Origin of the sequence: Thiomicrospira aerophila AL3 (assembly GCF_000227665.2) — a bacterium.
Lineage (GTDB): Bacteria > Pseudomonadota > Gammaproteobacteria > Thiomicrospirales > Thiomicrospiraceae > Thiomicrospira > Thiomicrospira aerophila.
In genome coordinates this window covers 1,003,238-1,025,704 of record NZ_CP007030.1, presented here as the reverse complement: position 1 = coordinate 1,025,704, position 22,467 = coordinate 1,003,238, and the positions used below count along the sequence as shown (strand labels likewise).

The window sequence follows — 22,467 nt, the reverse complement described above, 5'->3', positions numbered from 1 at the left end:
GCGACAAAAACGCGTAATAGTCGTCTTTTATGCTCGTTTAAGTTGTTTATAATAAAGCTAATTTTTAAGACATATAAAATGTGAGAGATTTTTGGATTCATCATCTTTATATTTAAACAGTGCCAGCGGTTTTTCAGTGGCGCCGATGCTAGATTGGACTGACCGACATTGTCGGTATTTTCATCGTTTAATGACTCAGCAGGCCTGGCTCTATTCTGAAATGGTCACGACCGGTGCGATGATGTATGGCAACAACCTACCTCGGTTTATTGGCCGTGATCCAGCGGATAGTCCGGTGGTGTTGCAGCTGGGCGGGTCTAAAGCCACTGAATTGGCGCAGTGCGCGAGGCTTGGCGAGGAGTGGGGCTATAATGAAATTAATCTTAATGTTGGCTGCCCGAGTGATCGCGTGCAAAATAATTTAATTGGTGCCTGCTTAATGGCGCACCCACAACTCGTTGCGGATAGTGTTGCCGCGATGAAAGCCGCGGTTACCATTCCTGTAACGGTAAAATGTCGCATTGGTATTGATGATCAAGAGGATTATCAAACCCTCGCTGACTTTATAGCAGGCCTGGTGAAAGCGGGGGTCGATGGCGTGGTGATCCATGCGCGTAAAGCCTGGCTGCAAGGTTTGTCACCAAAGGAAAACCGAGATGTGCCGCCGCTTAATTATGCGTGGGTGCATCAAATTAAAGCCGATTTTGCTGATTTAGCCATTAGCATTAATGGTGGCTTAAAAACCCTCGTTGATGCCAAAAGCCATTTATCGACCTATGACAATTTGCCGGCAGTGGATGGGGTAATGATGGGACGCGCTATTTATGAAAACCCCTACTTATTAGCCGAGGTTGATGGGCTATTTTATGCTGATCCCAAACCCGCGATTAGTCGCGCTGAGGTGTTAGAGGCCATCTATCCCTACATTGAAGCACATTTGCAAGCGGGTGGGCGTTTAAGCCATATTACCCGCCACATGATGGGCTTGTTTCATGGCTGTCCGGGAGGGCGTTTATGGCGACGTGCCTTATCTGAGCAGGCCTGCTTAGCGGAAGCCGGCATTGAAGTATTGCAAAACGCGTATCAACGCGTGCTGATTGAAACCCAGCGTATGGCTGAGCAGGAGGCACGTCGTGCAGTATCTTGAAGTGCCTTTTGCCCAAAAAGAACAAGCGAAAGCCCTGGGTGCGCGCTGGGACCCATTGAAAAAAAAGTGGTATCTGCCTGATGCCGATCAGCTTGATTTAACCCCCTTTCAAGCTTGGTTGCCTGCAGAACTGCACGCTGTTGCACAGGTTGATGCAACTAGTGATGCAGGTGAGCAATCCGCACTGAGTCTCAGTGAGCTGTTGCGTCAAGTGCAGCAACGATTGCTGCAAGCCTTTAGTCAGACGCTTTGGGTCAAAGCAGAAATTGCCAATTTGTCTGAGCGAAGAGGGCATTGGTATCTGGAGCTAAGTGAAAATAATGACCAAGGACAAACCCTAGCCAGTTGTCGCGCGATGATTTGGGCATCGCAAGCTGAATCATTACTGGCGTCCTTTGAACAGGTCACCGGCAGTGCCTTAGCGGATGGTCAACAAGTCTTGGTGCAGGTGCAGGTGAATTTTCATGAGCGCTTTGGTTTTTCGCTGGTGATTGTGGGCATTGACCCCAGCTTTACACTAGGCGCCATCGAAGCCAACTTGATTGCGATTAGACAAGCCTTAATCAAGCAGGGCATCTATCAACAAAACAAGCGATTTGCTTGGCCTGGTGATTTTTTTCGAGTAGCGGTGATTGCGCCGCCAAAAGCGGCAGGTTTGGGAGATTTTCGTGCTGAGGCGGATCATCTTGCCAAACATCAGCTGTGTGAGTTTGTGTATTTTTATAGTGGCTTTCAAGGGGATAATGCCGCTGATGAAATCGCGATTGCCTTTGAAGCCGTCATCGCGCGACATAATGTTCAAGCCTTTGATGCTTTGGTGATTATTCGTGGTGGTGGGGCCAAATTGGATTTAAATCCACTCAATCACCTCAAACTCGCCAGTCTGATTGCACAAGCGCCTTTGCCGGTATTAACGGGGATAGGTCATGAGCGGGATAACACCATTTTAGATGAAGTGGCAAATCGCCGCTTTGATACGCCTAGTAAGGTGATTGCAGCTATTAGCCAACAACTTGTGCAGGCCGCCAAACAGGCTAACCAGGCCTGGCAAGTGATTCAACAAACCAGCTTATTACAACTTCAGCAGGCAAAAGCAAATTTAGCGCAATTAAAACAACAACTTCGATTTCAACAAACCCAACAACTCGGTTATTGGCAACAACAATTAAGTCCGTTATATCAGCAAATTCAGCACACCAGTTTGCGTCAAATTAACGCGGCACGGATTCAGCTGGATTACCAGATAACCCAAATCCATCAGCAGGCCTGGCGACCGATTCAGCCACTAAAAACCCACCTTAGTGAACTCAATCAACAGGTGACTAAGGGTGCGAAACAGCAAATTAACCTGCAGCGCCAAGCGTGCCAGCAATGGATCGGGTTTATTTTAAGTGCGGGACCACAAACACAACTTAAACGAGGTTTTGCGTTGGCAAAAACCATCCAGGGGGCGCCGATTTTGTCGGCACAGGCCGCTCAGCAAGCCGGTCAATTTAATCTTGAGTTTGCTGATGGAGCCGTCAGCGTTATTACCACACACAATAATCAGGAGTCATCATGACCATGAAAGCGAATAGCGAATCGCAAAGTTTTAAAGCTAACTATGCACGTTTACAGGAGATTGCGCAGCAGTTGAGTCAGTCAGATGCGGTTGATATTGATCAATTGGTGCCGATGGTCGATGAGGCGAGTAAGGCTTATCAATTATGTAAGTCACGCTTAGATGCCGTAGAAGCGGCACTCAGTCAGCGAATTGAGCAAGAGGACAAGCTGTAATATAGCGAATGCAATTATAAAATATTGAATTTAACATAATATACATTATGCGAACATTGATTGGTTTTAAAAAAGCGGTTGCTGACACCAACAACCGCTTACAATTTAATACTAGCTTTGTTAAACAACTAACCCATCTGGTTAAATACAACAAAGTAGGCAAAGACTGAAATAAATGCCATCAATAATGGAATCCAAGCCTTGTCCTCACCGCGTGACAAGCCTACACCACCGGCAACAACGGCCAATACCGCACCAATCCAAGATATCGGTGGCATAACAAACGCAAAAAATATTGCAATAATACCGGCAATCATCCCTAAAGTCGTCGCATTACCCGGTTTATAGCTCTTAGTACTGCGCATGTCATCTTGCAAGTTACGACTGGTTTCTAGTCTAGACACTACCGCGCTAACCTCGGCATCGGTCAGTTGACCATCGGCTAACAATTCCGCGTCTGACATACCAAAGCTCAATTTACGGTGTTTAATTAGCGTTTTAACCACATCATCCCAATTGGCATTATCAGGTAGATTGTTGATCATCTCAGCAGCTTGTTGTTTCGTGGTTACACTCATCGCGGTCTCCTTATTGTTTGCAACTTAATACTTATTATAGCTCTAAATTTGGCCCTTGCGTTAAATTGCCTTCGAGTTTAACTAAACTGGGTCAGTTCTTGGTAAAATGTTCAAAAAATTTTAATGTTTGACCTTCTGCTGAGGAGACCGATTAGATGGCCATGATGCCAGGTTTACAAATAAACATTGGCCAACAGCTCAAGTTAACGCCACAGTTGCAACAATCAATTAAAATTTTGCAGTATTCAGCTTTGGAAGTGCAACAAACCATCGCAGCAACACTTGAGACTAATTTTATGCTTGAGGTAGCTGAGGAAGAACCGATTGATTTCGAAGTACTAGATCAGCATGAAAATGACGATGACATAGCTCAGCACGAAACCGAGCAAGGTGAGCCAGCTGATCTTGATTTACAAGATAATATCACCCTAACTGAAGAGGCTTTCGGTACCGACTATGCTTGGGAAGATATTTATGCTGACCGGCAATTAGCGCACGAATCAACTGGTCAAGCCTCGCGTGATCAGGATGAGTTTAGTGCGCCTGAAAACTATACCGCGGCGCATACCAGCTTGCATGACCATCTCACTTGGCAAGCCGATATTTATAAATGGCCCTCAGACACCCTTGCCTATATTGGGTCTTATCTTATTGATGAAATTGATGAAGAAGGTTATTTGCGCACTCCCCTGTCTGACATGTTGCTAAACTTACAAACACAATTAGAAGAACCTCAGCTGACGGTGGCTGATTTAGATTCGGTGTTAAACGTTATCCAACAATTTGAGCCCACGGGTGTTGGCGCACGTGATCTGGCTGAATGTTTACTATTGCAGCTTAAAGCCCAAAAGCAGACCCCTTTTCACGTGACCGCTGCACAACTTATTCAACGTCATTTTGATTGGTTGACCTATCATGACTTTAAACGCATTAAAAAGAGCTATGGTTTAGAAGATGACCAGCTAGAAACCTTACTTAATTTAATTCAATCACTTAACCCCCGACCTGGGCGCCAATTTGCTAATACTGAAACTGAAGTGATTGTGCCTGACCTCATTTTAAAGCGTCGTGGACAAGGCTGGTTAGTTGAGCTGAATACGAAAGCCTTCCCTAACTTGCAAGTTAATCAAGCCTACATTGATCTCAGTGACAATATAAAAGATCAAGATGCGATTAAACAAATCAAAGAGCAGCTTAATGAAGCCCGTAATTTAATTAAGAGCGTCCATCATCGCGGTGAGACGCTATTGCGCGTCGGCCATTTTATTGTAGAGCGCCAAAAACGGTTTTTTGATGAAGGCGAACAAGCGATGCAACCGCTGGTGTTGCGTGAAGTTGCGGAGGTACTGGAACTCCATGAATCGACCATCTCACGTGCCACCAGCCAAAAGTATATTCAAACCCCTCGCGGGGTATTTGAACTGAAATATTTCTTTTCCAGTGGCGTCAGCCAGTTTGGTAATGAGGATCAGTCATCGGTCGCGATTAAGGCGCATATTAAAGAATTGATTAGCCAAGAAGACCCCAAAAAACCCATTAGTGATAATAAATTAATGGCGCTATTGAGTGAAAAAGATATCAATGTCGCGCGTCGTACCATTGCAAAATATCGTGAAGCGCTCGGTATCCCCTCTTCCAGTGATCGAAAAAAACGCGTAGGATTACGTTAAAACAATATTAAACGCCATAGACCCAGAGGACCCAAATATGCTAAGTCGTCAACCGATTGAACAAATTCAACAACAAGCCCAGCAGCAATGGCAGCGTCATGCAGAATTTAAAGAATATATGTCTGCTGTTAACCCGCCCATGCCTAAAATTGATGTTAACTTTTTTGATCATACCCTGCATGAACAAGGCGCAACCCGCGTTATCCCCTTTGATTTAAGTGCGCAACTTGAAACGACTTATCCGGCCAGCACGCCTAATTTAATGGCAAACTTTATCCGGATTCTTGAAGGCACCTCTTTGCGCACTGACGCGCAAGCCACCTCACAGATGTTTTATGTGATTAAAGGCTCTGGACGCACGCAGATGCAAAACGGCACCATTGAATGGCAAGAAGGCGATTTATTTACCTTGCCAGCGGTTCCTGATGCATTGCACAGCGCCAGTTGCGATTCCGCACTCTACTGGGTGCATGATCAGCCCTTACTAGATTATTTAGGGGTGATGCCTAAACAGCAGCGTTTTGAACCGGTACTCTATACCAAGGATGTGCTTAACAATGAATTGGCTAAAGTACGTGCAGAAGGTACCGGGCGTAACCGCACTGGGGTGTTATTATCCAATCCGAATTTTCCATTGACCATGACCTTAACCCATACCTTGTGGTCACTTTACAATGCATTGCCGGCAGGTATTGTGCAAAAGCCTCATCGTCATAATTCGATTGCGGTTGATTATGTCGTGTCTGCGGGCCCTAATACCTACACACTCATTGGCAAGTCATTAGATGATAATGGACAAATTGTTGATCCTATTAAAGCACCTTGGGTGGCAGGTTCAGTCTTTATTACGCCTCCAGGTTGGTGGCATTCTCATCATAATTTGTCAGATTTGGATGCGGTGGTGCTTCCTATCCAAGACGCAGGCTTGATAATGAATATGCAAATATTAGATTTCCAATATGTTAAATAACGCGTGTGCAGGCTGATACGTGTTTAATAGCCGGTCGGGTATTGCTCGTTGAAGACGACCCCGACCAGCTTGCTGATCTATCCCATGCTTTGAAAGTGGCAGAATTTTCTGTGCTTGAAGCCAGTAATCAAGATGAAGCTATCACCCAACTCAAAGACGCTGACCTAGATATTTTAGTCAGTGATATTATTTTGGATGGTGATTTTGATGCTGGTTTTAAGCTAGCTAATTATGTGCGCGAGCATTATGCTCAATTGCCTATCATCTTTCTGTCTGAACGACGTGAAGCAGATGATATCTGGCAAGGCCATCAACTCGGTGCAGTTGATTATTTAGCCAAACCTTTACATACCCCGCTACTGATTCAAAAACTCCATAATCTATTGCGGATTACCCAGGGACGCAAAACCTACCAGCAAGATTTTATCACCGCGTTGGTGGATGCTCAGTTACAGATTCAGCCTAACCAAGCTCAAATCAGTTGGCGTCATCAACCTGTTCAGCTCACTCTCACCGAATTTGAAATGCTCAATGAATTTGCCCGACACCCTGCCGACACCTTGATCAGCTACGATGCACTTACCAAAGCAACGCAAGGCGTGGTTGAGCGCAATACTATCAATACTCATATTTGTCGGATTAGACAAGCGTTTCGCAAACAAGACCCGCAGTTTGATCACATCCAAAATGTTTATGGTCGAGGCTATAAGTGGCGTCCCTAAATATTTCGCTAAAACAGCAATTTATGCTGGTCGTTATTTTGTTAGCCCTGCTACCTTTATTGGTCATTAAGTTTAGTTTAGATATTCAAAATCAACAGCTTAGTAATCAAATATCAGATGATTTGCAACGCGCTAAAACACTGAGTTTACTCTTGTCGGCTAATCAAGCCCAAGCTGATTATGACGCCGATCCGATTGAATTATGGGCGGCTAACTTAGCGCGCTTACATCGTGACTTAGGGCTTGATCCTGACCGCCAGGCAATTTGGTTGCTCAATCATGATGGACAGGTATTTTATGTCTATGGCTGGCTTAACCCTCAACCTACCAAAGGCATTCAATCTCTTTGGCAAAGGTTGTTATTTAGTGCTAATGCAACCTATCGACAAAAGGTACAAACGGATACCGACCCAGTGAGACGACTGGTGGCCAAAAGTTTAGCTGGACAAACGGGGCAAGCGATTCGCCAAGAAGGATTGTTTCCAGCGAGTTTAATGACCAGTGCGCCTATTAGACTACAGGACCCTGCCACGGGTGCACAGCATCAAGGTGTCATTATATTTGAACAAACATTGACCACCCTGCTCGACCGCTCGGTCGGTGGTTTGTACCCTTTTATATTGGGCTTAATGTTATTGTTAGTGACCTGGAGCTTGCTAGTTATTGCTCTGGCCGCGCATGTATCCTGGCGAATTCAGCGGGTTCAACGTGCGGTTAAAGAGGGGGTAAACCACCTAAGTGCTTATAACCAGGCCTGCTACAGCGCACCTAAACTTTCAATTAATGATGAAATTCAACAACTTAATGATGGCATATCACAATTATTTGACCAGCTATCTAGCTATCAGCGCTACTTAAATGCCTTACCTAGCACCTTAAATCATGAACTACATAACCCGCTCAATCGACTTAATTTAGCGCTGGCACGTTTACCCATTACCCAAGATGAAAAAAAACCGCTACAACAAGCTATTGCGCAAATCACACACATCACCCAACGACTTACTGAAGCGCAAAATCTTAAATCAGGTATGGTCAATACGGCGTTACAACCGCTGAATATCGCACAACGGCTGGATGCGTATTTTGCTCAGGTGATTGATTACATAGGCGTTAATCGGGTTAATTATCAGCCCTTTAAACAAGCCGAGATACCGGTTATGGCAGATGGTTTTTTACTTGAGCAACTTTTTGACAAGCTAATAGACAATGCGCTTGCCTTTGATAATGGCCAATGCCCTATACAAATTTGTTGTCAGCTGAATGATCAAACAGAGGTTAAAACGATAGCAATCCATATTTGTAACACAGGACCTAATTGGCCAACAGGGGTAGATCCGCGCAATGAGTTTTTCAGTCAAGGCCATCAACAACTACAAAATCCAGACGGTAAGATAGATAGCTCACCTCACCTTGGTTTGGGTTTGCATTTAGCCGATTTAATCGCTAAACGTCATCAAGGCGAGTTGAAATTATCAAAATTTCAACGCTGTGATACGGATGCTGTTTGGGCGCCAACCGGTGTCTGCGTAACCGTTATTTTGCCATGTTTAGCAGTTTAATGATTTAGTGGTTTAACGCACAGAACCATTAATATCATTGACGCGTCGCACCCAAGGCGTGATACCCGTTTGTTCCTTAATGCGATTAGCCTGTTCAACCGCTTGTGGCCGTTGTGCGTGCGTGCCCATGACGAGGATATAGCGAGTCTGTCCATTACGCACTTGAGGCAGAATCCGTGCATCGGTTAAGTTGTGTTGGCTAACCATTTGCTCAAGCCGTTCCACTTGCACCATTGCGGCTAACTGAATAATGAAATGTTGATCAGCTTGTTGCGCTAACCAATTGATATCATTCATTACACGTGATGAATACATTGGTGAACTAGGCGTTTCTGCTACCACAGCGATTTCGGTAATCTCCTCTACCGCAGCAACGGCAGGTTCTGCTGGTGGTGTTGGCACAGTTGGCGCAGTCACCGCCGGTGTCGTTACCCTCACTTCTGGTTCATTAAGGCTTGATGGTGCAGCTTGTTGTGCTAATAACTGACTTGACTGCTGTAAACGCTGCAGAATTTGCTGCTCTAATTGCGCGATAAATTCGGGATTAGGTTGCTGGTTTTGCAAAGCGATTGTACGTTCTACTTGCTGCTGTAACGTTTGTTGAGCAGCGGCAAGGGCATCAATTTGTGCTTGAGAAACCTGCTCAGAGACATTATCTTGCGATGATGTCGCTCGCTGTGCGTCTAATTGGGCTGCTTCCAATTCAGTTAGACGCTGCATTAAACTGACTACAATCGGCGCATCTTCATGTTGCTCAAGTAGCATTTGGGTATCCATAACCAGCGTTTCAAGTTGAAGTATTTGGGCTTCTTGGTCTATAACCAGGGTTTCAAGGCGCTCAAATTCATCTGTAACCAGCATATAGGCTAAATACAAAATGCCGGTCATCGCCAATAACAGACTAAGCATCACCACTACGCCAAAATAAGGCCCCGTTTTTGCAGGATTAGCCTTGCGGTTACGCCCTAGTCTGTTTGAAGGTGCCTGATTGGTGGTGGATTTTACTGCTGCACGGCTCGCCTTAACCTCTGATTGGATTGGGGCACGTGGTTCTTGTGCGAATAATTCATCCCAGCTAGGTTCAGCCTTATTGTTTAGGAGTGTTTCATCTAGCTGGTTGATCTGATAGGCTTTTGCACCGGGGTTAGACGGTTCTTTATTCGTGGGGATAATTTTTTCAGCCGCATTGAGCCAATCAGATAAACTGACTTCGGCCTGGCGTGGATCACGTTTAGTGGAGATGCGATTGGCTTGCGCTTCAATGGCTTCTAAAAGTTTAGCGCGTTCTTGTTCTGCCAGTTGCGAAATGCTTTTTGACATAGCGGCTCTCTGTTAAGTTGATCCCGAATATTTGGCACACTTACTGAAGAAGTTAATTATGACTTCGGTGCCTTTCTAAAAATCTTAGCCTGTATTTTATTGTAAAATAGTAACTATTGAAACGTTTAACTGGAAATGAGTAAAGTTAATATGGGTACGTCTATTACACTAAATAATGTTTTTGAAGCGATGGGCATCATGCTGATTGGCACGATCATCGCCATAACGATTGTCACCTTAGTCATGCTAGGCTTATATCGCTTCTTTAAAAATGATGCCAGTGAGAAAACAACGCATCAGGAGACTGAACTTCAGGAGGCAGAGGCAGACATTGATTCCCCCGTGCAGCCTAAATAATCCGTCGAAATAACCATTTAAGACGCCAAAACAATAGGACTGCTGCAATCAGGAGTCCGACTACTATGCCTGTCCAAAAACCAAATACGCCCATAGGTTCAAACCCAACAGCATGAAATGCTAGCCAGTAGCCTAAGCCTAGGCCAATCATCCAATAACTAAATAGCGTCACCCACATGGTTACCTGCGTATCCTGCAGGCCCCGTAATACGCCTGCTGCGGCGACTTGAATAGCATCAAAAATTTGATAGGCCGCGGCGAAAATAAATAAGCTTAAAGCAATCGCCATCACGTCTGGATTTTGAGTATAGGCACGGACCACGAATTGACTGCTCGCTAAGGTAAAAATAGAGAGAAGCACCCCTAATACCAGCGCACCGATAATCCCAACCCGTAACAATACCCGTAATAAATTGATATCCTGTTGCCCATAGGCATAACCGATTCGAATAGTGAGTGCCATGGCAAAACTCAGCGGAAACATAAACAACAATGACGTGAAGCTAATGGCTATTTGATGGGCACCAATAATCACTGTGCCAAGTGGCGCAATAAAAAACACAATAAAGGTAAACATCCCTACTTCAAATAGCAAAGCAAATGCCATTGGAACGCCTAGCCACAAAATCGGTTTAATACCCTGCTGCCAGTTAGGCGCAAGGATTTTATTAAGCCGGTAGGGCGTAAAATCTCGATGCAATCGTACATAAATAAATGCTGCCACAAACATAGACCACATAACAATTGCTGTCGCCACACCTGCCCCGACAGCGCCCATGCCTTCAATGGGTCCCCAGCCAAAAATAAATAGCGCATTGAGTGGAATATTTAAAACAAGTGCAGCCAGGCTAAACCCCAAGGTAGGTAAGGTTTTGCCTAGGCCTTCCCAGTAGAAACGATAGACTTGATAGAGTGCTACACCAGGTAACCCAAATGCTGCCCAAAACAAATAACCAACGGTTAATTCATATACGCGCGGATCGAGTTGAAGCAGATTTAATAGTGGGTGTGGAAACCACATAATGAGCGCTGCGAGCCATCCAATAGGTAGCGCAATCCATAGGCCTTGGTGCAGTTGAGAGGCAATTTTACTGGGTTGCTGCTGTCCTAGTGCTTTGGCCGTGAGCGGGGTCATAGCAAGTAGTACCCCAGTGGCAAACATAAAAACCGGCAGCAAAATACTGGTCCCTAAGCCAATTGCGGCTAAGTCTTCAACTCCTACCCAACCAGACATCAGTGTATCGACCACACCCAGACCGGTTAGTGCTAATTGCGCAATTAGGATAGGCCAGGCCAAACGAAGAATTATTTTTAATTCCAGCAGGTAAGTCATTGAAACCATTATTTTTTAGGGCTTTTATTAGATGGGTTTGATGACTGTTGTTCTGACGCATCTGTTTCATCGGGTGCAGGTGCATTAGGGTCAGGCCAATATTCATCATAGTGATCATCTGGAAAGGCTAACCAGTGTGGTTTCCAAAAAATAATCACCAGTTTCGCTGCCCAATACGCCATGGCATAAATCACGACAGCGAGCGATAAAATCAATGGCAAACCTAAGATTAAATCTAATAAATCAGTTTGCCCGGTCAAGATTCGCGCAATAAACGCATGGTTAATTAGCGTGAAATACAGCCAGGCAATGGCCGCCAACCATGCGAAGATAGACATGAGTTTGTGTAGAGTGGGACCTGGTTTGGCATAGCGAAAACGTTCCAACATAAATTACTGCCCCCACTTTTGGTAAATAAACCACTGTACGGCAATCCAGGTGCTGGCCACATTGAAGCGAGTTTGCTCAAGCGCTTGTTTTGCTTGTACAAAATCTAAGCTCACTAACTTAATATCTTCAACTTCATGCAGGTTGCCAGCAAAAGCCGGCAGGCTATGAATATCGACTGGCGCGGCAAATAAATGCAATATTTCACTTGAACCGCCAGGACTAGGAAAAAACTGACCAATATATTGAAATGACTCCGGTTTTAATGCCACACCGGCTTCCTCAAGAACTTCTCTTACCGCTGCATCTAACGCCGTTTCTTGTGGATCAATCATACCGGCGACAGGTTCAAGTAACCAGGCCTGCTGATCTTGAAAATGCGCTAAAGCACCGGCGCGACATTGCTCAACTAGTAGCAATTGTTCAGCTGCAAGATCATAAAGCAACACGACTACCGCTTCACCGCGTTGAAACAATTCGCGAGTGATGTCTGGACTCATACCACCAGCATACAAACTATGGCTATAACTAATGCGATCTAGGTGGAAAAAACCGTCATAGACTCGCTCGCTATTGACTAGGGTCACCTCATACTTCATTTTGCGTTAACTCTTTAATTTTGACCCGCTGGGTAATGCCGCAGAGCAATTCATAACCGATGGTGTTGGCGTGTTGCGCTACTTCATCCACTGACAATTGCTCGCCCCAAAGCTCAACAGGATCATTTAATTTAATTTGATTGGCATGATCAGTAATATCAACTGTAATCATATCCATAGACACGCGACCGACTAGTGGCACGCGCAGATTATTGATAATGACCGGTGTGCCATTTTCTGCATGACGTGGATAACCATCACCATAGCCTACAGCCACGACGGCTAAGCAGGTGGGTCGTGTTGCAAACCAAGTTTGACCATAGCCTACGCCTTCGCCCGCCGCTAGCCATTTAATCGCAATAACACGGCTGACTAAACTCATCACCGGTTTAAAGTGCGTTATGTGCTGTGGCGCAATACCTGCACCATACAGCATAATGCCGGGTCTTACCCAATTTAAATGCATGGTTGGGGCCAGTTGTATCGCCGCAGAATTGGCTAAACTTAATTTAAACTGATAAGTTTGATTCGCTGCCAACAGGCGTTGATATTGCTGTTGATTCAGCGGATGGTCATCCTCCGCGCAAGCAAGATGGGACATCAAATGACACTTAAAATGAGGCGCATGATGTTTTAGACGGAATAAGGCTTGATGTAAGCCCTCTTCATTAAAGCCTAAGCGATGCATGCCTGTGTCTAGTTTGAGCCAAAGATGCAAAGGCTCTTTGACGCTATGAGCCAACAACCAGTCAACTTGGTGGTGACTGTGTACAACCAGGTCTAAGCGATGCTGTAACACCACCTGTAACTCGGCTTCATCAAATAGCCCTTCCAGCAATAAAATAGGATGCAAGAACCCCGCCTGCCTTAGCAGGATGGCTTCTTCAACAGAGGCGACGGCAAAGCCATCGGCCTGATTAAGCGCCTTGGCCACACGTAATAATCCATGGCCATAGCCATTGGCTTTAATCACCGCCCACACTCTTGCTGCTCCAACCATGGCTTTTGTTTGGATCAAATTATGCTGAAGTGCGCTAAGGTTAATAAGGGCTTGAATAGGTCGAGACATAAATTGATTCTTTAAAAATGATTATCTTGATTTTGTAAGTTAACAAAATTTTCAAAACGCGTGTATTGGCCAATAAAGGTAAGTCTCAGCGTACCAATCGAACCATTACGATGCTTGCCAATAATGATTTCGGCAGTGCCTTTATCTTCACTATCCGGGTTGTAAACCTCATCACGGTATATAAAGATAATTAAATCCGCATCCTGCTCAATAGCGCCAGATTCACGCAAGTCCGACATAACGGGACGCTTATTAGGACGTTGCTCCAAACTACGGTTTAACTGTGACAAGGCAATCACTGGAATATTGAGTTCTTTGGCCAGGGCTTTTAAGCCACGTGAAATTTCAGAAATTTCGTTTACTCGGTTATCAGTTTGAGTTGACCCCCGCATTAGTTGCAAATAGTCAATTACGATCAACCCTAGCCCTTTTACCTTAATGGCATCGTCAGGCAAGCCTGCTGCGATAGCGTCACGTCGTTGTTTTTCGCGTACATCTTTATCAATGCGCCTAGCTCGAGCCCGCAGCTCATTAATCGATAAGGCGGGTGTATCATCAATAAAGATATCAGCTGATGAAAGTTTAGCCACCGCCGCATTAAGATTGCTCCAGTCTTCAGGTCCTAGATCACCCGTACGCATTTTTTTTGAATCAATGCGCCCAATAGAACTTAACATTCTTAACGCGAGCTGTTCACCTGGCATTTCCAAACTGAATACGGCGACAGGTTCTTTGGTTTTTGTGGCAACATTTTCGGCAATGTTCATCGAAAAGGTCGTTTTACCCATTGACGGACGCCCCGCTACAATTAATAAATCCCCGCGCTGCAAGCCTGCCGTCATATCATCAAATGCAGTTAAGTGGGTTGCAATGCCAGTTATATTGCCATCGGTATTAAAAATTTCGTCCAATCGAATCATGGCGCTACCAAGCAAATCATCAATGGTCATATATTGGCGCTGTTTGCCAGCACCATGTTCTGCAATCGCAAGTATAGCGGCTTCAGCTTGATCCAAAATATCACGGGTAGTCGCACCCTGGCTATTGTAGCAACTACTCGCAATTTGATTAGATGTCGCAATAAGTTGGCGTAAGATCGATTTTTCTCTGACGATTCGCGCATAAAAAATGGCGTTACTAGGCCCTGGCGTATTGGTGGCTAAGTCGATTAAATAGTCACGACCTCCGCAATCAGTGAGTTGATGCTGTGCTTCTAAATGACTGGTAAGGGTGACTAAATCAACTGCCGTATTCCGGTGAGCGAGGGTATAAATAGCATTAAATATACGTTGATGTTGTTGAGTATAGAAATCCTGCTCATTAATCAAACCGAAAATATCGTCAAAAATATCACTTGAGAGCATTAATGCCCCCAATACTGACTGCTCTGCTTCTTCAGAGTGAGGTGGTATTTTAAAGAGTTCGTTCGCAGGCGTAGATTTCATGAGTAATTTTTTAACATCTTAATTTGAAACCACCATTATAAAGACCTGGCAAAAAAAAACCGAGCAAAGCTCGGTTTTTTCATCAGGCAAAACCTATCAAAGGTTAAAACCTCATTAGGCAGCAGAATTAGGCAGCTGAAATCTCAACATTAATTGCAGCCACAACATCTGTGTGCAATTGAATGTCAATTTCAAACGTGCCTGTGGTGCGCATTGGGCCTTGTGGTAAGCGAACTTGACGACGTTCAACACTAAAGCCTACGGCACTTAAAGCATCAGCAATGTCTTGCGTTCCTACCGAACCAAATAGCTTACCTTCGTCACCCGCACTGGCCTCAACCTTTACAACCATACCATTCATTTTTTCATAAACGGCTTGCGCTGAAGCAAGTGCTTCTGTTGCTTGTTTTTCTAACTCAGCACGACGTGCTTCAAATTCAGCAACGTTGTCTTTGGTAGCTGGTTTGGCCTTGCCCTGTGGAATTAAGAAATTACGCGCATAACCTGATTTAACAGTTACTTGCTCACCTAAACCACCTAAGTTTTGTACTTTTTCTAGCAGAATAACGTTCATTCTGAAATCCTTTAATTACTCGGCTCCCATCGGCTGCGAAAATCACTAAATGTATCCGCCATCCCGATGATTGCTAAAACTAAAACCGCTTGTGGAAACACAAACAATAAAATATACATAGCAATTAACCAACCCTTCGATGCCTGTTTAACTGACACCGCATGGTGAATAATTGCAATACCCTGAAACATTAAAATAATCGTTAATAATCCAAACAGATTGCCTAGTAATCCGCCTGACCATTCGTTCATAAACAAACTGGCCGTTGCAATAGCAAAAGTAGTCCAAGCCACGGGCTTTGGCAGTGTCAAACGGTGGAAATCCTTTTGAAACTGGCCTGGGTAATACAAGGCGGCTTGTAACCAGCGCGCAATGAGTACCTGCCCGTACCACAACAAAGCCGCAAACATAGCGAGCAACATTGTGATCATCTTAGTCATCTGCTCAATCGTTTCCACTGGATAGCTTACACCTGCATCTTCAAGCAAAGGCAAAGCTACTTGGTTGAATAGATTGAACCACCATTGTGCTAAATCACCTATTAATAGGTGAGCCAACACTAGACCGGCACCAGCCAATAAGGCTGTCGCTTGCAGTGCTAGTCCAAGCGAATTAGTGTTGCGCAATACCAGCGCAATAATCCAAACCGGGAGCATGAACTGAATAATGACAACCAAGCCTGGTGCATAACTGCCACTCATTAGGAACGTGAGCGCTAAATGCACAACAGCCGCAGCGGCCATAGTTTTTGCACCTTCAACATTGCCTACTCGCAAGGTGATCAGTGCAATTACAATGCCTGCTAATACGCCAATTGGCGTAAAAAATATCGCCAAAATCGCTGCAATAGTCGCTACGCCATAGGCTTGTAGCGGTCCTCGCATGATGAAATTGGCTAAGGCAATCATGGGACTAACGTTTACTTATGCTGATCGGTGTAAGGCAATAATGCTAATACACGTGCGCGCTTGATAGCGGTCGCTAACTGGCGCTGGTATTTTGCACTGGTACCAGTAATACGGCTTGGTACAATTTTACCTGTCTCAGTAATATACGCTTTCAAGGTATCTAAATCTTTGTAATCAATTTCTTTTACGTTTTCCGCTGAAAAGCGACAAAACTTTTTACGTCCAAAATTTCTAGCCATGTTACAACTCCTTAATTATTAAGCGCTAACCGCTTCATTGCGGTCTTCTTTTCTACCTGCCATTACTGAAGGCTCAGTAACCGCTTCATTACGCTTAATAAACATATTGCGTAATACAGCATCGTTATAGTAGAACGCACTATCAAGCTCGTCTAAAGCCGCTTGGGTACATTCAATATTCATTAGAATGTAATGGGCTTTATGGGCTTTTTCAATGGTGTAGGCTAACTGGCGACGACCCCAGTCTTCTAGACGGTGAATTTTGCCACCATCTTGTTCAATGATCGCGCGGTAACGCTCAATCATTGCAGGTACTTGTTCACTTTGATCTGGATGAACTAAAAATACTACTTCATAATGACGCATGGTCTCTCCTTATGGGTCTAAAGAGCCTCCTCAAACCAAATAAATTTGAGTGAAGCAAGGAATTCAAGCATTAAAACTTGAAAGGCGAAATTATAAAAGGATAAGGTGTCTTTTGCAAGATAAAAGCCAGCGAAGCTTCACCTTATTATTAGGCTTAGTAGGTTATGCCATTTGAAGTTGTTGGTTAATCTGAGTTAAAACGGTTAGTGGGTCATTAGCCTGAGTAATAGGACGCCCGATAACTAAATAGTTGGCACCCGCCTGCATAGCATCTTCAGGTGTCATAATGCGATGTTGATCATCAGCGGCCGAGTCTTTTAAGCGAATACCGGGGGTAACTAATTGGAAGTCACTATTATTAATTTGCTGACGGAGCATCGGTGCTTCCAGTGCTGAGCAAACCACCCCATGAGCGCCTGCTGATTCTGCTAATTTAGCAAGACGATTTACATTATCAGCAATCGAACCCGATAAACCTACTGCATTAAGCTGCTGTTCATCAAAACTAGTCAAAATGGTCACCGCAATAAGCCAGGTTGGGTGACCCGATGCAATAATCGCCTCGCGCGCGGCAGTGATCATTTTAGGCCCACCTAAACTATGAACATTCAACATCCAAACCCCCATATCACAGAGTGCCCGACAGGCTTTGGCAACTGTTGTGGGAATATCGTGATACTTTAGATCAACAAAAATATCAAAACCACGTTGTTGAAGTGCTATGACCAACTCAGGACCACCCAGTGCGAATAACTCTTTACCCACTTTCAGACGACATTGTGCCGGGTCTAATTGGTCAACCAGTGAATAAGCCGCTTGCGTAGTTGGAAAGTCCAGCGCAACAATAATAGGGGAAGCTGTTTTTGAGGTCATAATAAAGTGGCACTCTTGATAGGGTTAATTAATCGAGACCAAAGGGTTGGCCTGAGTCGATTTAGCTGCCGTAGACTGGTGAAGTTCAGCTTGAGCTTCAAGGTGATTAAGATTCTTTTTAAGCTGGAGGATTTCAGCTTCTTGAAGTTTGAGCTTTTTAGTCGACTTACTTATCTGCCATTGCATTGACCACATACGTGTGCTCAATAGTAAACCGGCCACAAATAAACCGACTAAAAAACTTAAGGTCATGAGTATTGATAAGGGAAGTGATGCTTGTTTAAAAAAGTAATCAAACATCACAGCTTGTGGATTAAGTAAGGCCAAGATAACGCCTAATAACAAAAAAAAAGCGAAGCTAATTAAACTTACTAGACGTTTCATGGCGCTCCCTAATCAACAAAGTATATCAGCATGGAATTTAGACTCATCTACCCTTTCACGCAATTCTTTCCCCGGTTTGAAATGTGGCACTCGCTTTTCAGGTAGCGCAACCGTTTCACCGGTTTTAGGGTTTCGCCCCAGTCTTGCTTGGCGGTGATGCAAACTAAAACTGCCAAAGCCACGAATTTCAATACGATCACCGGTAGCCATGGCTGAAATCATCGCATCAACTATATGGTTAACAGCTAATTCTACATCATTGTGACTGAGTTGCGTTTGTTTACGGGAAATGAGTTCTATTAATTCTGATTTGGTCATGTTACAAACATTCCGGACAGTTCATTATTGCAGTAATCTGCTTTTAAAAACAAACCAGCCCAAAAGGGCTGGCTTATTCGCGAACAATGTCAGACTATTACAACTGACCTTTCAACAAGTCACCTAAGGTGTTAGACGCTGTTTCTTGATTAGAGGTATAACCTTTAATCGCATCAGCTTCTTCTTGCGCATCTTTTGCTTTCACAGAAAGTGACAAGCTGCGGCTCTTACGATCAATGTTGGTGATTTTAGCTTCAACTTTTTCACCGACTTTAAGAACGCTTGATGCATCACGCGTATCTTCATTTAGTTCAGATGCGCGAAGGTAACCTTCTACTTCATCCGCTAAATCGATAACAGCACCTTTTTCATCAACTGATTTAACTGTGCCGATCACGATGCTGTTCTTGCCATTAGTCGCTACATACTGTGAGAAGGGATCTTGCTCTAACTGCTTAAGACCTAATGAAATACGCTCTCTTTCTGGGTCGATAGATAGAATGATCGTTTCTAGCTCATCACCTTTTTTGAAGTCACGGATGGCTTCTTCACCATTTTGTGCCCAAGAAATGTCAGTCAAGTGAACCAAACCATCAATACCACCGTCTAGACCGATAAAGATACCGAAATCAGTGATAGATTTGATATTACCAGAAATCTTGTCACCTTTATTGTGGGTCGCCGCAAAGCCTTCCCATGGATTAACAGTACATTGCTTAATACTTAAAGAGATACGACGACGATCTTGATCAACATCAAGGATTTTTACGCGTACTTCCTGACCCAAGTGAACCACTTTTGATGGGTGAATATTACGGTTAGTCCAATCCAATTCTGAAGTATGAACTAGGCCTTCAATACCGTCTTCAATTTCAATAAATGCGCCGTAGTCAGTGATGTTAGCCACTTTACCACCAGTTTCAGAACCGATTGGGTAGCGTGCAACCATGTCAGCCCATGGATCTTCTTCCATTTGCTTCAAGCCTAGCGATACGCGATTACGCTCTTTATCGAATTTTAATACTTTAACTTCGATTTCATCACCAACCTGAACGATTTCAGATGGGTGGTTTACACGGCGCCATGCCATGTCAGTGATATGCAATAGACCGTCTACGCCGCCCAAGTCGATGAATGCGCCGTAGTCAGTAAGGTTCTTAACGATACCTTTAAGTACTGAACCTTCTTCCATATTAGCAAGAAGCGCTTCACGCTCTGCACTGCTTTCTTGCTCAATAACCGCACGACGTGAAACAACCACGTTGTTACGTTTACGGTCGATTTTAACCAACTTCAACTCAACTTCCTTGCCTTCAAGGAAGCCAAAATCACGAATTGGACGTGTATCCACTAATGAACCCGGTAAGAAACCACGCACACCTTCAACATCAACTGTAAGACCACCTTTGACCTTGCCAGTGATAAGACCCAATACGGTTTCGTTTTTCTCAACAGCTGCTTCCAAGCGATCCCAAGTTTTAGCACGCTTAGCTTTTTCGCGTGATAAACGGGTTTCACCAAAGCCATCTTCTAGTGACTCTAAGCAAACTTCAACCTCGTCGCCTACTGCCACTTCTAGATTGCCTTGCGCATCTTCAAATTGTTTTCTTGGAATAGCTGATTCAGATTTCATGCCAGCATCAACCATAACGGTTTCTTTATCGATGCCAACAACTGTACCAATAATTAACGCACCCGATTGGAAGCGGTCAAGTTGAAGGGATTCTTCAAATAATTGTGCAAAAGTTTCGCTCATTAGTGGATTACCAAAATTTTAATTTACATAGCCGATTAAACAATCAATTGGGGACAAATTTGTTTACTCGGGTCAGTTAGACTAGATTGATTCCCCAACAATCAATCCTATTAAAGTACTGCGCGTTCCTGCATAATTTTCACTGCATTATCAACCACTTGTTCGATAGTTAACAGGCTGGTATCAATGACAATAGCATCTTCAGCGGGTAAGAGTGGCGCAACACTACGATTGCGATCACGCTCATCTCGAGCCTCAATGTCAGAAATTATCTGATCTATGTTAGCAATAACACCTTGATTTTTCAACTGATTAACACGTCTTTCTGCACGTATTTTTGCCGATGCCGTTAGAAAGAGTTTTAAATCGGCTTGCGGGAATACCACCGTGCCCATATCACGGCCATCCGCAACCAGGCCTGGTGCTTGGGCAAAGGCTTTTTGTCGCTGTAATAAAGCCGTGCGGACCGCAGGAATAGCGGCTACTTTTGATGCGATCGCAGCCACATCTTCATTGCGGATTGCTAAGGTAATGTCTTGTTGCTCATAAAAAATTTGGCCTGCCCTAAAGTTAACCGGCAAGGATGCCGCTAGGGCTATAATGTCATTCAGTGCTAATTCATTGTCAGCATCGAGTTGCTGAGCCATCACACCATAAGCCAGACTTCGGTAGATTGCACCGCTATCCAAAAAATGAAACCCAGTTATGTCGCACAAACGTTGGCATAAAGTCCCCTTACCTACGCCACTGGGTCCATCTACAGTAATGATCTTGAGCATTACGCCTCCTCGGCCGCCACCATTAAACCAACAGATTGAGCTAGTTTTACAAAGCCCGGAAATGAGGTATTAACGTTTGCACAATCATCAATCGTTATCGGCGCTACAGCTCTAAGGCCCGCTACTGTCATCGCCATTGAAATGCGGTGGTCATGGTGACTGATAATAGCAGCCGACTGAGCTAGCTGGCTACCACCATTCACAATCATGCCGTCTTCAGTTGGTTGCGCATCAATCCCTACGGCTTGTAATGCATCTGCCATGACTTGAATGCGATCGGATTCCTTGACCCGCAGCTCCTCTGCTCCCGTCAAGATAGTTTGCCCTTGCGCTGCTGATGCAGCTACAAACAGCACCGGGAATTCATCTATCGCTAATGGAACCAAATGCTCAGGAATCACAATACCTTCAAGTTGAGCGGCACGAACATGAATGTCTGCTACAGGTTCGCCGCCGACCTCTCGCTCGTTTTCGAGCAGAATGTCGGCACCCATTAGCTTCAGGATATCGATAATACCGGTGCGAGTGGGGTTGATTCCTACGTGTTCAATAACCAAATCCGAACCCGGTGCAATCGATGCGGCCACCATAAAAAAGGCCGCTGATGAAATATCAGATGGTACATCAATATGTGTTGCGGTTAATTTACCACCGCCGCTTAAACGAATTTCAGTGGCGAGGTCATCTAACTTAGTCGATTCAACCTGGTAGCCAAAACCACGCAGCATACGTTCGGTATGATCACGTGTGGGCGCGGGCTCAACAACTCGGGTTTCACCTTCAGCATACAAACCGGCCAGTAGCACGCAGGATTTAACCTGGGCACTTGCCATAGGAAGCGTGTAATCAATGGCTTTTAGTTGGCTTGAACCCTGAATTGTTAAAGGGGGTAAACCCTTATCTTGACTACTAATCTTCGCGCCCATTAAGCTCAATGGATCAATAACCCGTTTCATTGGGCGCTTGCTTAGCGAGGCATCGCCCGTCAGGGTGCAACTAAATTCCTGACCGGCTACAATACCGCTCAACAACCGCATTGATGTGCCGGAATTACCCATATTCAAAGACTCAACAGGTTGTTTTAACCCCTTCATACCAACACCCTTAATGGTCACTTTGCCATTAGTAGGACCTGTTATCTCAACACCCATTGCCTGAAAGGCTTTCAATGTGGCCAAGGCGTCTTCACCTTCCAAAAAGCCCGTGACCTCAGTAACCCCTTCGGCCAGAGAACCCAGCATAATACTGCGGTGAGAAATAGATTTATCGCCAGGCACACGAATGCGACCGGTTAATTTTCCGCCTGGTTGAACAATAAAACGTAAATTTTTCATA

General features: G+C 44.6%; 25 protein-coding genes. 8 read left to right on the top strand and 17 right to left on the bottom strand.

The features are described from left to right. Window positions 1-91: 91 nt before the first annotated feature. The 3 genes from dusA to xseB are packed head-to-tail and all read left to right on the top strand — an operon-like array spanning window position 92 to window position 2,923. Window positions 92-1,147: a tRNA dihydrouridine(20/20a) synthase DusA gene (gene dusA, locus THIAE_RS04915; RefSeq protein ID WP_006460300.1), complete on the top strand. Its 1,056-nt coding sequence runs from the start codon at window positions 92-94 to the stop codon at window positions 1,145-1,147. Continuing rightward, complete coding sequence (xseA, locus tag THIAE_RS04910) at window positions 1,134-2,708, top strand: exodeoxyribonuclease VII large subunit (RefSeq protein ID WP_006460299.1); 1,575 nt, start codon at window positions 1,134-1,136, stop codon at window positions 2,706-2,708. Before dusA ends, xseA begins: the two co-directional genes overlap by 14 nt. Further along, on the top strand, window positions 2,705-2,923 hold the full coding sequence (gene xseB, locus THIAE_RS04905; RefSeq protein WP_006460298.1) for an exodeoxyribonuclease VII small subunit: 219 nt from the start codon (window positions 2,705-2,707) through the stop codon (window positions 2,921-2,923). The genes xseA and xseB overlap by 4 nt, the downstream gene beginning before the upstream one ends. Window positions 2,924-3,051: 128 nt before the next feature. On the opposite strand, the gene THIAE_RS04900 is transcribed toward xseB, so the two are convergent. Beyond that, entirely contained in the window at window positions 3,052-3,501 is a 450-nt protein-coding gene (locus THIAE_RS04900) for a hypothetical protein (protein WP_006460297.1), read from the bottom strand. 155 nt (window positions 3,502-3,656) lie between these two features. On the opposite strand from THIAE_RS04900, the gene THIAE_RS04895 reads away from it, so the two are divergent. Genes THIAE_RS04895 through THIAE_RS04880 form a run of 4 tightly spaced genes read left to right on the top strand, consistent with a single transcriptional unit; the run spans window position 3,657 to window position 8,425 of the window. Beyond that, window positions 3,657-5,171 (top strand): RNA polymerase factor sigma-54, encoded by a 1,515-nt coding sequence (locus tag THIAE_RS04895; RefSeq protein ID WP_006460296.1) that lies wholly within the window; start codon window positions 3,657-3,659, stop codon window positions 5,169-5,171. Between the two features lie 37 nt (window positions 5,172-5,208). Continuing rightward, on the top strand, window positions 5,209-6,141 hold the full coding sequence (locus THIAE_RS04890) for a cupin domain-containing protein (RefSeq protein WP_006460295.1): 933 nt from the start codon (window positions 5,209-5,211) through the stop codon (window positions 6,139-6,141). A 5-nt stretch (window positions 6,142-6,146) separates the two neighbouring features. Continuing rightward, window positions 6,147-6,863: a response regulator transcription factor gene (locus THIAE_RS04885; protein ID WP_006460294.1), complete on the top strand. Its 717-nt coding sequence runs from the start codon at window positions 6,147-6,149 to the stop codon at window positions 6,861-6,863. A gap of 23 nt (window positions 6,864-6,886) precedes the next feature. Continuing rightward, the gene (locus tag THIAE_RS04880; protein ID WP_239232416.1) at window positions 6,887-8,425 is read left to right on the top strand and encodes a HAMP domain-containing histidine kinase; all 1,539 of its coding nucleotides are present in this window, start codon (window positions 6,887-6,889) and stop codon (window positions 8,423-8,425) included. Window positions 8,426-8,437: 12 nt separating this feature from the next. On the opposite strand, the gene THIAE_RS04875 is transcribed toward THIAE_RS04880, so the two are convergent. Further along, the gene (locus THIAE_RS04875; protein ID WP_006460292.1) at window positions 8,438-9,745 is read right to left on the bottom strand and encodes an SPOR domain-containing protein; all 1,308 of its coding nucleotides are present in this window, start codon (window positions 9,743-9,745) and stop codon (window positions 8,438-8,440) included. A gap of 135 nt (window positions 9,746-9,880) precedes the next feature. Here THIAE_RS04875 and THIAE_RS04870 point away from each other — a divergent pair, with 135 nt between their 5' ends. After that, the gene (locus THIAE_RS04870) at window positions 9,881-10,102 is read left to right on the top strand and encodes a hypothetical protein (protein ID WP_157868698.1); all 222 of its coding nucleotides are present in this window, start codon (window positions 9,881-9,883) and stop codon (window positions 10,100-10,102) included. Here THIAE_RS04870 and THIAE_RS04865 read toward each other — a convergent pair. The 15 genes from THIAE_RS04865 to aroA all read right to left on the bottom strand — a co-directional run bounded on the left by THIAE_RS04865 (window position 10,095) and on the right by aroA (window position 22,466). Further along, window positions 10,095-11,435 (bottom strand): MATE family efflux transporter, encoded by a 1,341-nt coding sequence (locus THIAE_RS04865; RefSeq protein WP_239232414.1) that lies wholly within the window; start codon window positions 11,433-11,435, stop codon window positions 10,095-10,097. The genes THIAE_RS04870 and THIAE_RS04865 overlap by 8 nt on opposite strands. An 8-nt stretch (window positions 11,436-11,443) precedes the next feature. After that, the gene (locus THIAE_RS04860; protein ID WP_006460289.1) at window positions 11,444-11,824 is read right to left on the bottom strand and encodes a hypothetical protein; all 381 of its coding nucleotides are present in this window, start codon (window positions 11,822-11,824) and stop codon (window positions 11,444-11,446) included. 3 nt (window positions 11,825-11,827) lie between these two features. After that, a complete protein-coding gene (locus THIAE_RS04855; RefSeq protein ID WP_006460288.1) occupies window positions 11,828-12,421 on the bottom strand; it encodes an NUDIX domain-containing protein in 594 nt (197 codons plus the stop codon). Then, window positions 12,411-13,490 carry an alanine racemase gene (gene alr / locus THIAE_RS04850; protein WP_006460287.1) on the bottom strand — a complete coding sequence of 360 codons (1,080 nt, stop codon included), beginning with the start codon at window positions 13,488-13,490 and terminating at the stop codon, window positions 12,411-12,413. Before alr ends, THIAE_RS04855 begins: the two co-directional genes overlap by 11 nt. 11 nt (window positions 13,491-13,501) lie before the next feature. Further along, the gene (gene dnaB, locus THIAE_RS04845; protein ID WP_006460286.1) at window positions 13,502-14,935 is read right to left on the bottom strand and encodes a replicative DNA helicase; all 1,434 of its coding nucleotides are present in this window, start codon (window positions 14,933-14,935) and stop codon (window positions 13,502-13,504) included. Window positions 14,936-15,062: 127 nt separating this feature from the next. Continuing rightward, the gene (gene rplI / locus THIAE_RS04840; protein WP_006460285.1) at window positions 15,063-15,509 is read right to left on the bottom strand and encodes a 50S ribosomal protein L9; all 447 of its coding nucleotides are present in this window, start codon (window positions 15,507-15,509) and stop codon (window positions 15,063-15,065) included. An 11-nt stretch (window positions 15,510-15,520) separates the two neighbouring features. Then, the gene (locus THIAE_RS04835) at window positions 15,521-16,417 is read right to left on the bottom strand and encodes a DUF2232 domain-containing protein (protein WP_006460284.1); all 897 of its coding nucleotides are present in this window, start codon (window positions 16,415-16,417) and stop codon (window positions 15,521-15,523) included. Between the two features lie 11 nt (window positions 16,418-16,428). After that, a complete protein-coding gene (gene rpsR, locus THIAE_RS04830; protein ID WP_006460283.1) occupies window positions 16,429-16,656 on the bottom strand; it encodes a 30S ribosomal protein S18 in 228 nt (75 codons plus the stop codon). 18 nt (window positions 16,657-16,674) lie between these two features. After that, window positions 16,675-17,022, bottom strand: coding sequence for a 30S ribosomal protein S6 (gene rpsF, locus THIAE_RS04825; RefSeq protein ID WP_006460282.1), 348 nt, complete (start codon window positions 17,020-17,022; stop codon window positions 16,675-16,677). Window positions 17,023-17,184: 162 nt separating this feature from the next. Continuing rightward, on the bottom strand, window positions 17,185-17,895 hold the full coding sequence (gene pyrF / locus THIAE_RS04820; protein ID WP_006460281.1) for an orotidine-5'-phosphate decarboxylase: 711 nt from the start codon (window positions 17,893-17,895) through the stop codon (window positions 17,185-17,187). 24 nt (window positions 17,896-17,919) lie between these two features. Beyond that, a complete protein-coding gene (locus THIAE_RS04815) occupies window positions 17,920-18,279 on the bottom strand; it encodes a LapA family protein (RefSeq protein WP_006460280.1) in 360 nt (119 codons plus the stop codon). A 12-nt stretch (window positions 18,280-18,291) separates the two neighbouring features. Continuing rightward, window positions 18,292-18,597, bottom strand: a complete 306-nt coding sequence (locus THIAE_RS04810; RefSeq protein ID WP_006460279.1) for an integration host factor subunit beta — start codon at window positions 18,595-18,597, stop codon at window positions 18,292-18,294. Between the two features lie 97 nt (window positions 18,598-18,694). Then, window positions 18,695-20,353, bottom strand: a complete 1,659-nt coding sequence (gene rpsA, locus THIAE_RS04805) for a 30S ribosomal protein S1 (RefSeq protein WP_006460278.1) — start codon at window positions 20,351-20,353, stop codon at window positions 18,695-18,697. A 110-nt stretch (window positions 20,354-20,463) separates the two neighbouring features. Next, window positions 20,464-21,132: a (d)CMP kinase gene (gene cmk, locus THIAE_RS04800; protein ID WP_006460277.1), complete on the bottom strand. Its 669-nt coding sequence runs from the start codon at window positions 21,130-21,132 to the stop codon at window positions 20,464-20,466. Beyond that, a complete protein-coding gene (aroA, locus tag THIAE_RS04795) occupies window positions 21,132-22,466 on the bottom strand; it encodes a 3-phosphoshikimate 1-carboxyvinyltransferase (RefSeq protein ID WP_006460276.1) in 1,335 nt (444 codons plus the stop codon). The genes cmk and aroA overlap by 1 nt, the downstream gene beginning before the upstream one ends. Window position 22,467 lies beyond the last annotated feature (1 nt).

Coding starts and splice junctions, on each gene's coding strand:
- xseB (WP_006460298.1), top strand. CDS start 2,705: ATGACCATGAAAGCGAATAGCGAATCGCAAAGTTTTAAAGCTAACTAT.
- THIAE_RS04900 (WP_006460297.1), bottom strand. CDS start 3,501: ATGAGTGTAACCACGAAACAACAAGCTGCTGAGATGATCAACAATCTA.
- THIAE_RS04895 (WP_006460296.1), top strand. CDS start 3,657: ATGGCCATGATGCCAGGTTTACAAATAAACATTGGCCAACAGCTCAAG.
- THIAE_RS04890 (WP_006460295.1), top strand. CDS start 5,209: ATGCTAAGTCGTCAACCGATTGAACAAATTCAACAACAAGCCCAGCAG.
- THIAE_RS04880 (WP_239232416.1), top strand. CDS start 6,887: ATGCTGGTCGTTATTTTGTTAGCCCTGCTACCTTTATTGGTCATTAAG.
- THIAE_RS04875 (WP_006460292.1), bottom strand. CDS start 9,745: ATGTCAAAAAGCATTTCGCAACTGGCAGAACAAGAACGCGCTAAACTT.
- THIAE_RS04870 (WP_157868698.1), top strand. CDS start 9,881: ATGAGTAAAGTTAATATGGGTACGTCTATTACACTAAATAATGTTTTT.
- THIAE_RS04865 (WP_239232414.1), bottom strand. CDS start 11,435: ATGACTTACCTGCTGGAATTAAAAATAATTCTTCGTTTGGCCTGGCCT.
- THIAE_RS04860 (WP_006460289.1), bottom strand. CDS start 11,824: ATGTTGGAACGTTTTCGCTATGCCAAACCAGGTCCCACTCTACACAAA.
- THIAE_RS04855 (WP_006460288.1), bottom strand. CDS start 12,421: ATGAAGTATGAGGTGACCCTAGTCAATAGCGAGCGAGTCTATGACGGT.
- alr (WP_006460287.1), bottom strand. CDS start 13,490: ATGTCTCGACCTATTCAAGCCCTTATTAACCTTAGCGCACTTCAGCAT.
- dnaB (WP_006460286.1), bottom strand. CDS start 14,935: ATGAAATCTACGCCTGCGAACGAACTCTTTAAAATACCACCTCACTCT.
- rplI (WP_006460285.1), bottom strand. CDS start 15,509: ATGAACGTTATTCTGCTAGAAAAAGTACAAAACTTAGGTGGTTTAGGT.
- THIAE_RS04835 (WP_006460284.1), bottom strand. CDS start 16,417: ATGATTGCCTTAGCCAATTTCATCATGCGAGGACCGCTACAAGCCTAT.
- rpsR (WP_006460283.1), bottom strand. CDS start 16,656: ATGGCTAGAAATTTTGGACGTAAAAAGTTTTGTCGCTTTTCAGCGGAA.
- rpsF (WP_006460282.1), bottom strand. CDS start 17,022: ATGCGTCATTATGAAGTAGTATTTTTAGTTCATCCAGATCAAAGTGAA.
- pyrF (WP_006460281.1), bottom strand. CDS start 17,895: ATGACCTCAAAAACAGCTTCCCCTATTATTGTTGCGCTGGACTTTCCA.
- THIAE_RS04815 (WP_006460280.1), bottom strand. CDS start 18,279: ATGAAACGTCTAGTAAGTTTAATTAGCTTCGCTTTTTTTTTGTTATTA.
- THIAE_RS04810 (WP_006460279.1), bottom strand. CDS start 18,597: ATGACCAAATCAGAATTAATAGAACTCATTTCCCGTAAACAAACGCAA.
- rpsA (WP_006460278.1), bottom strand. CDS start 20,353: ATGAGCGAAACTTTTGCACAATTATTTGAAGAATCCCTTCAACTTGAC.
- cmk (WP_006460277.1), bottom strand. CDS start 21,132: ATGCTCAAGATCATTACTGTAGATGGACCCAGTGGCGTAGGTAAGGGG.
- aroA (WP_006460276.1), bottom strand. CDS start 22,466: ATGAAAAATTTACGTTTTATTGTTCAACCAGGCGGAAAATTAACCGGT.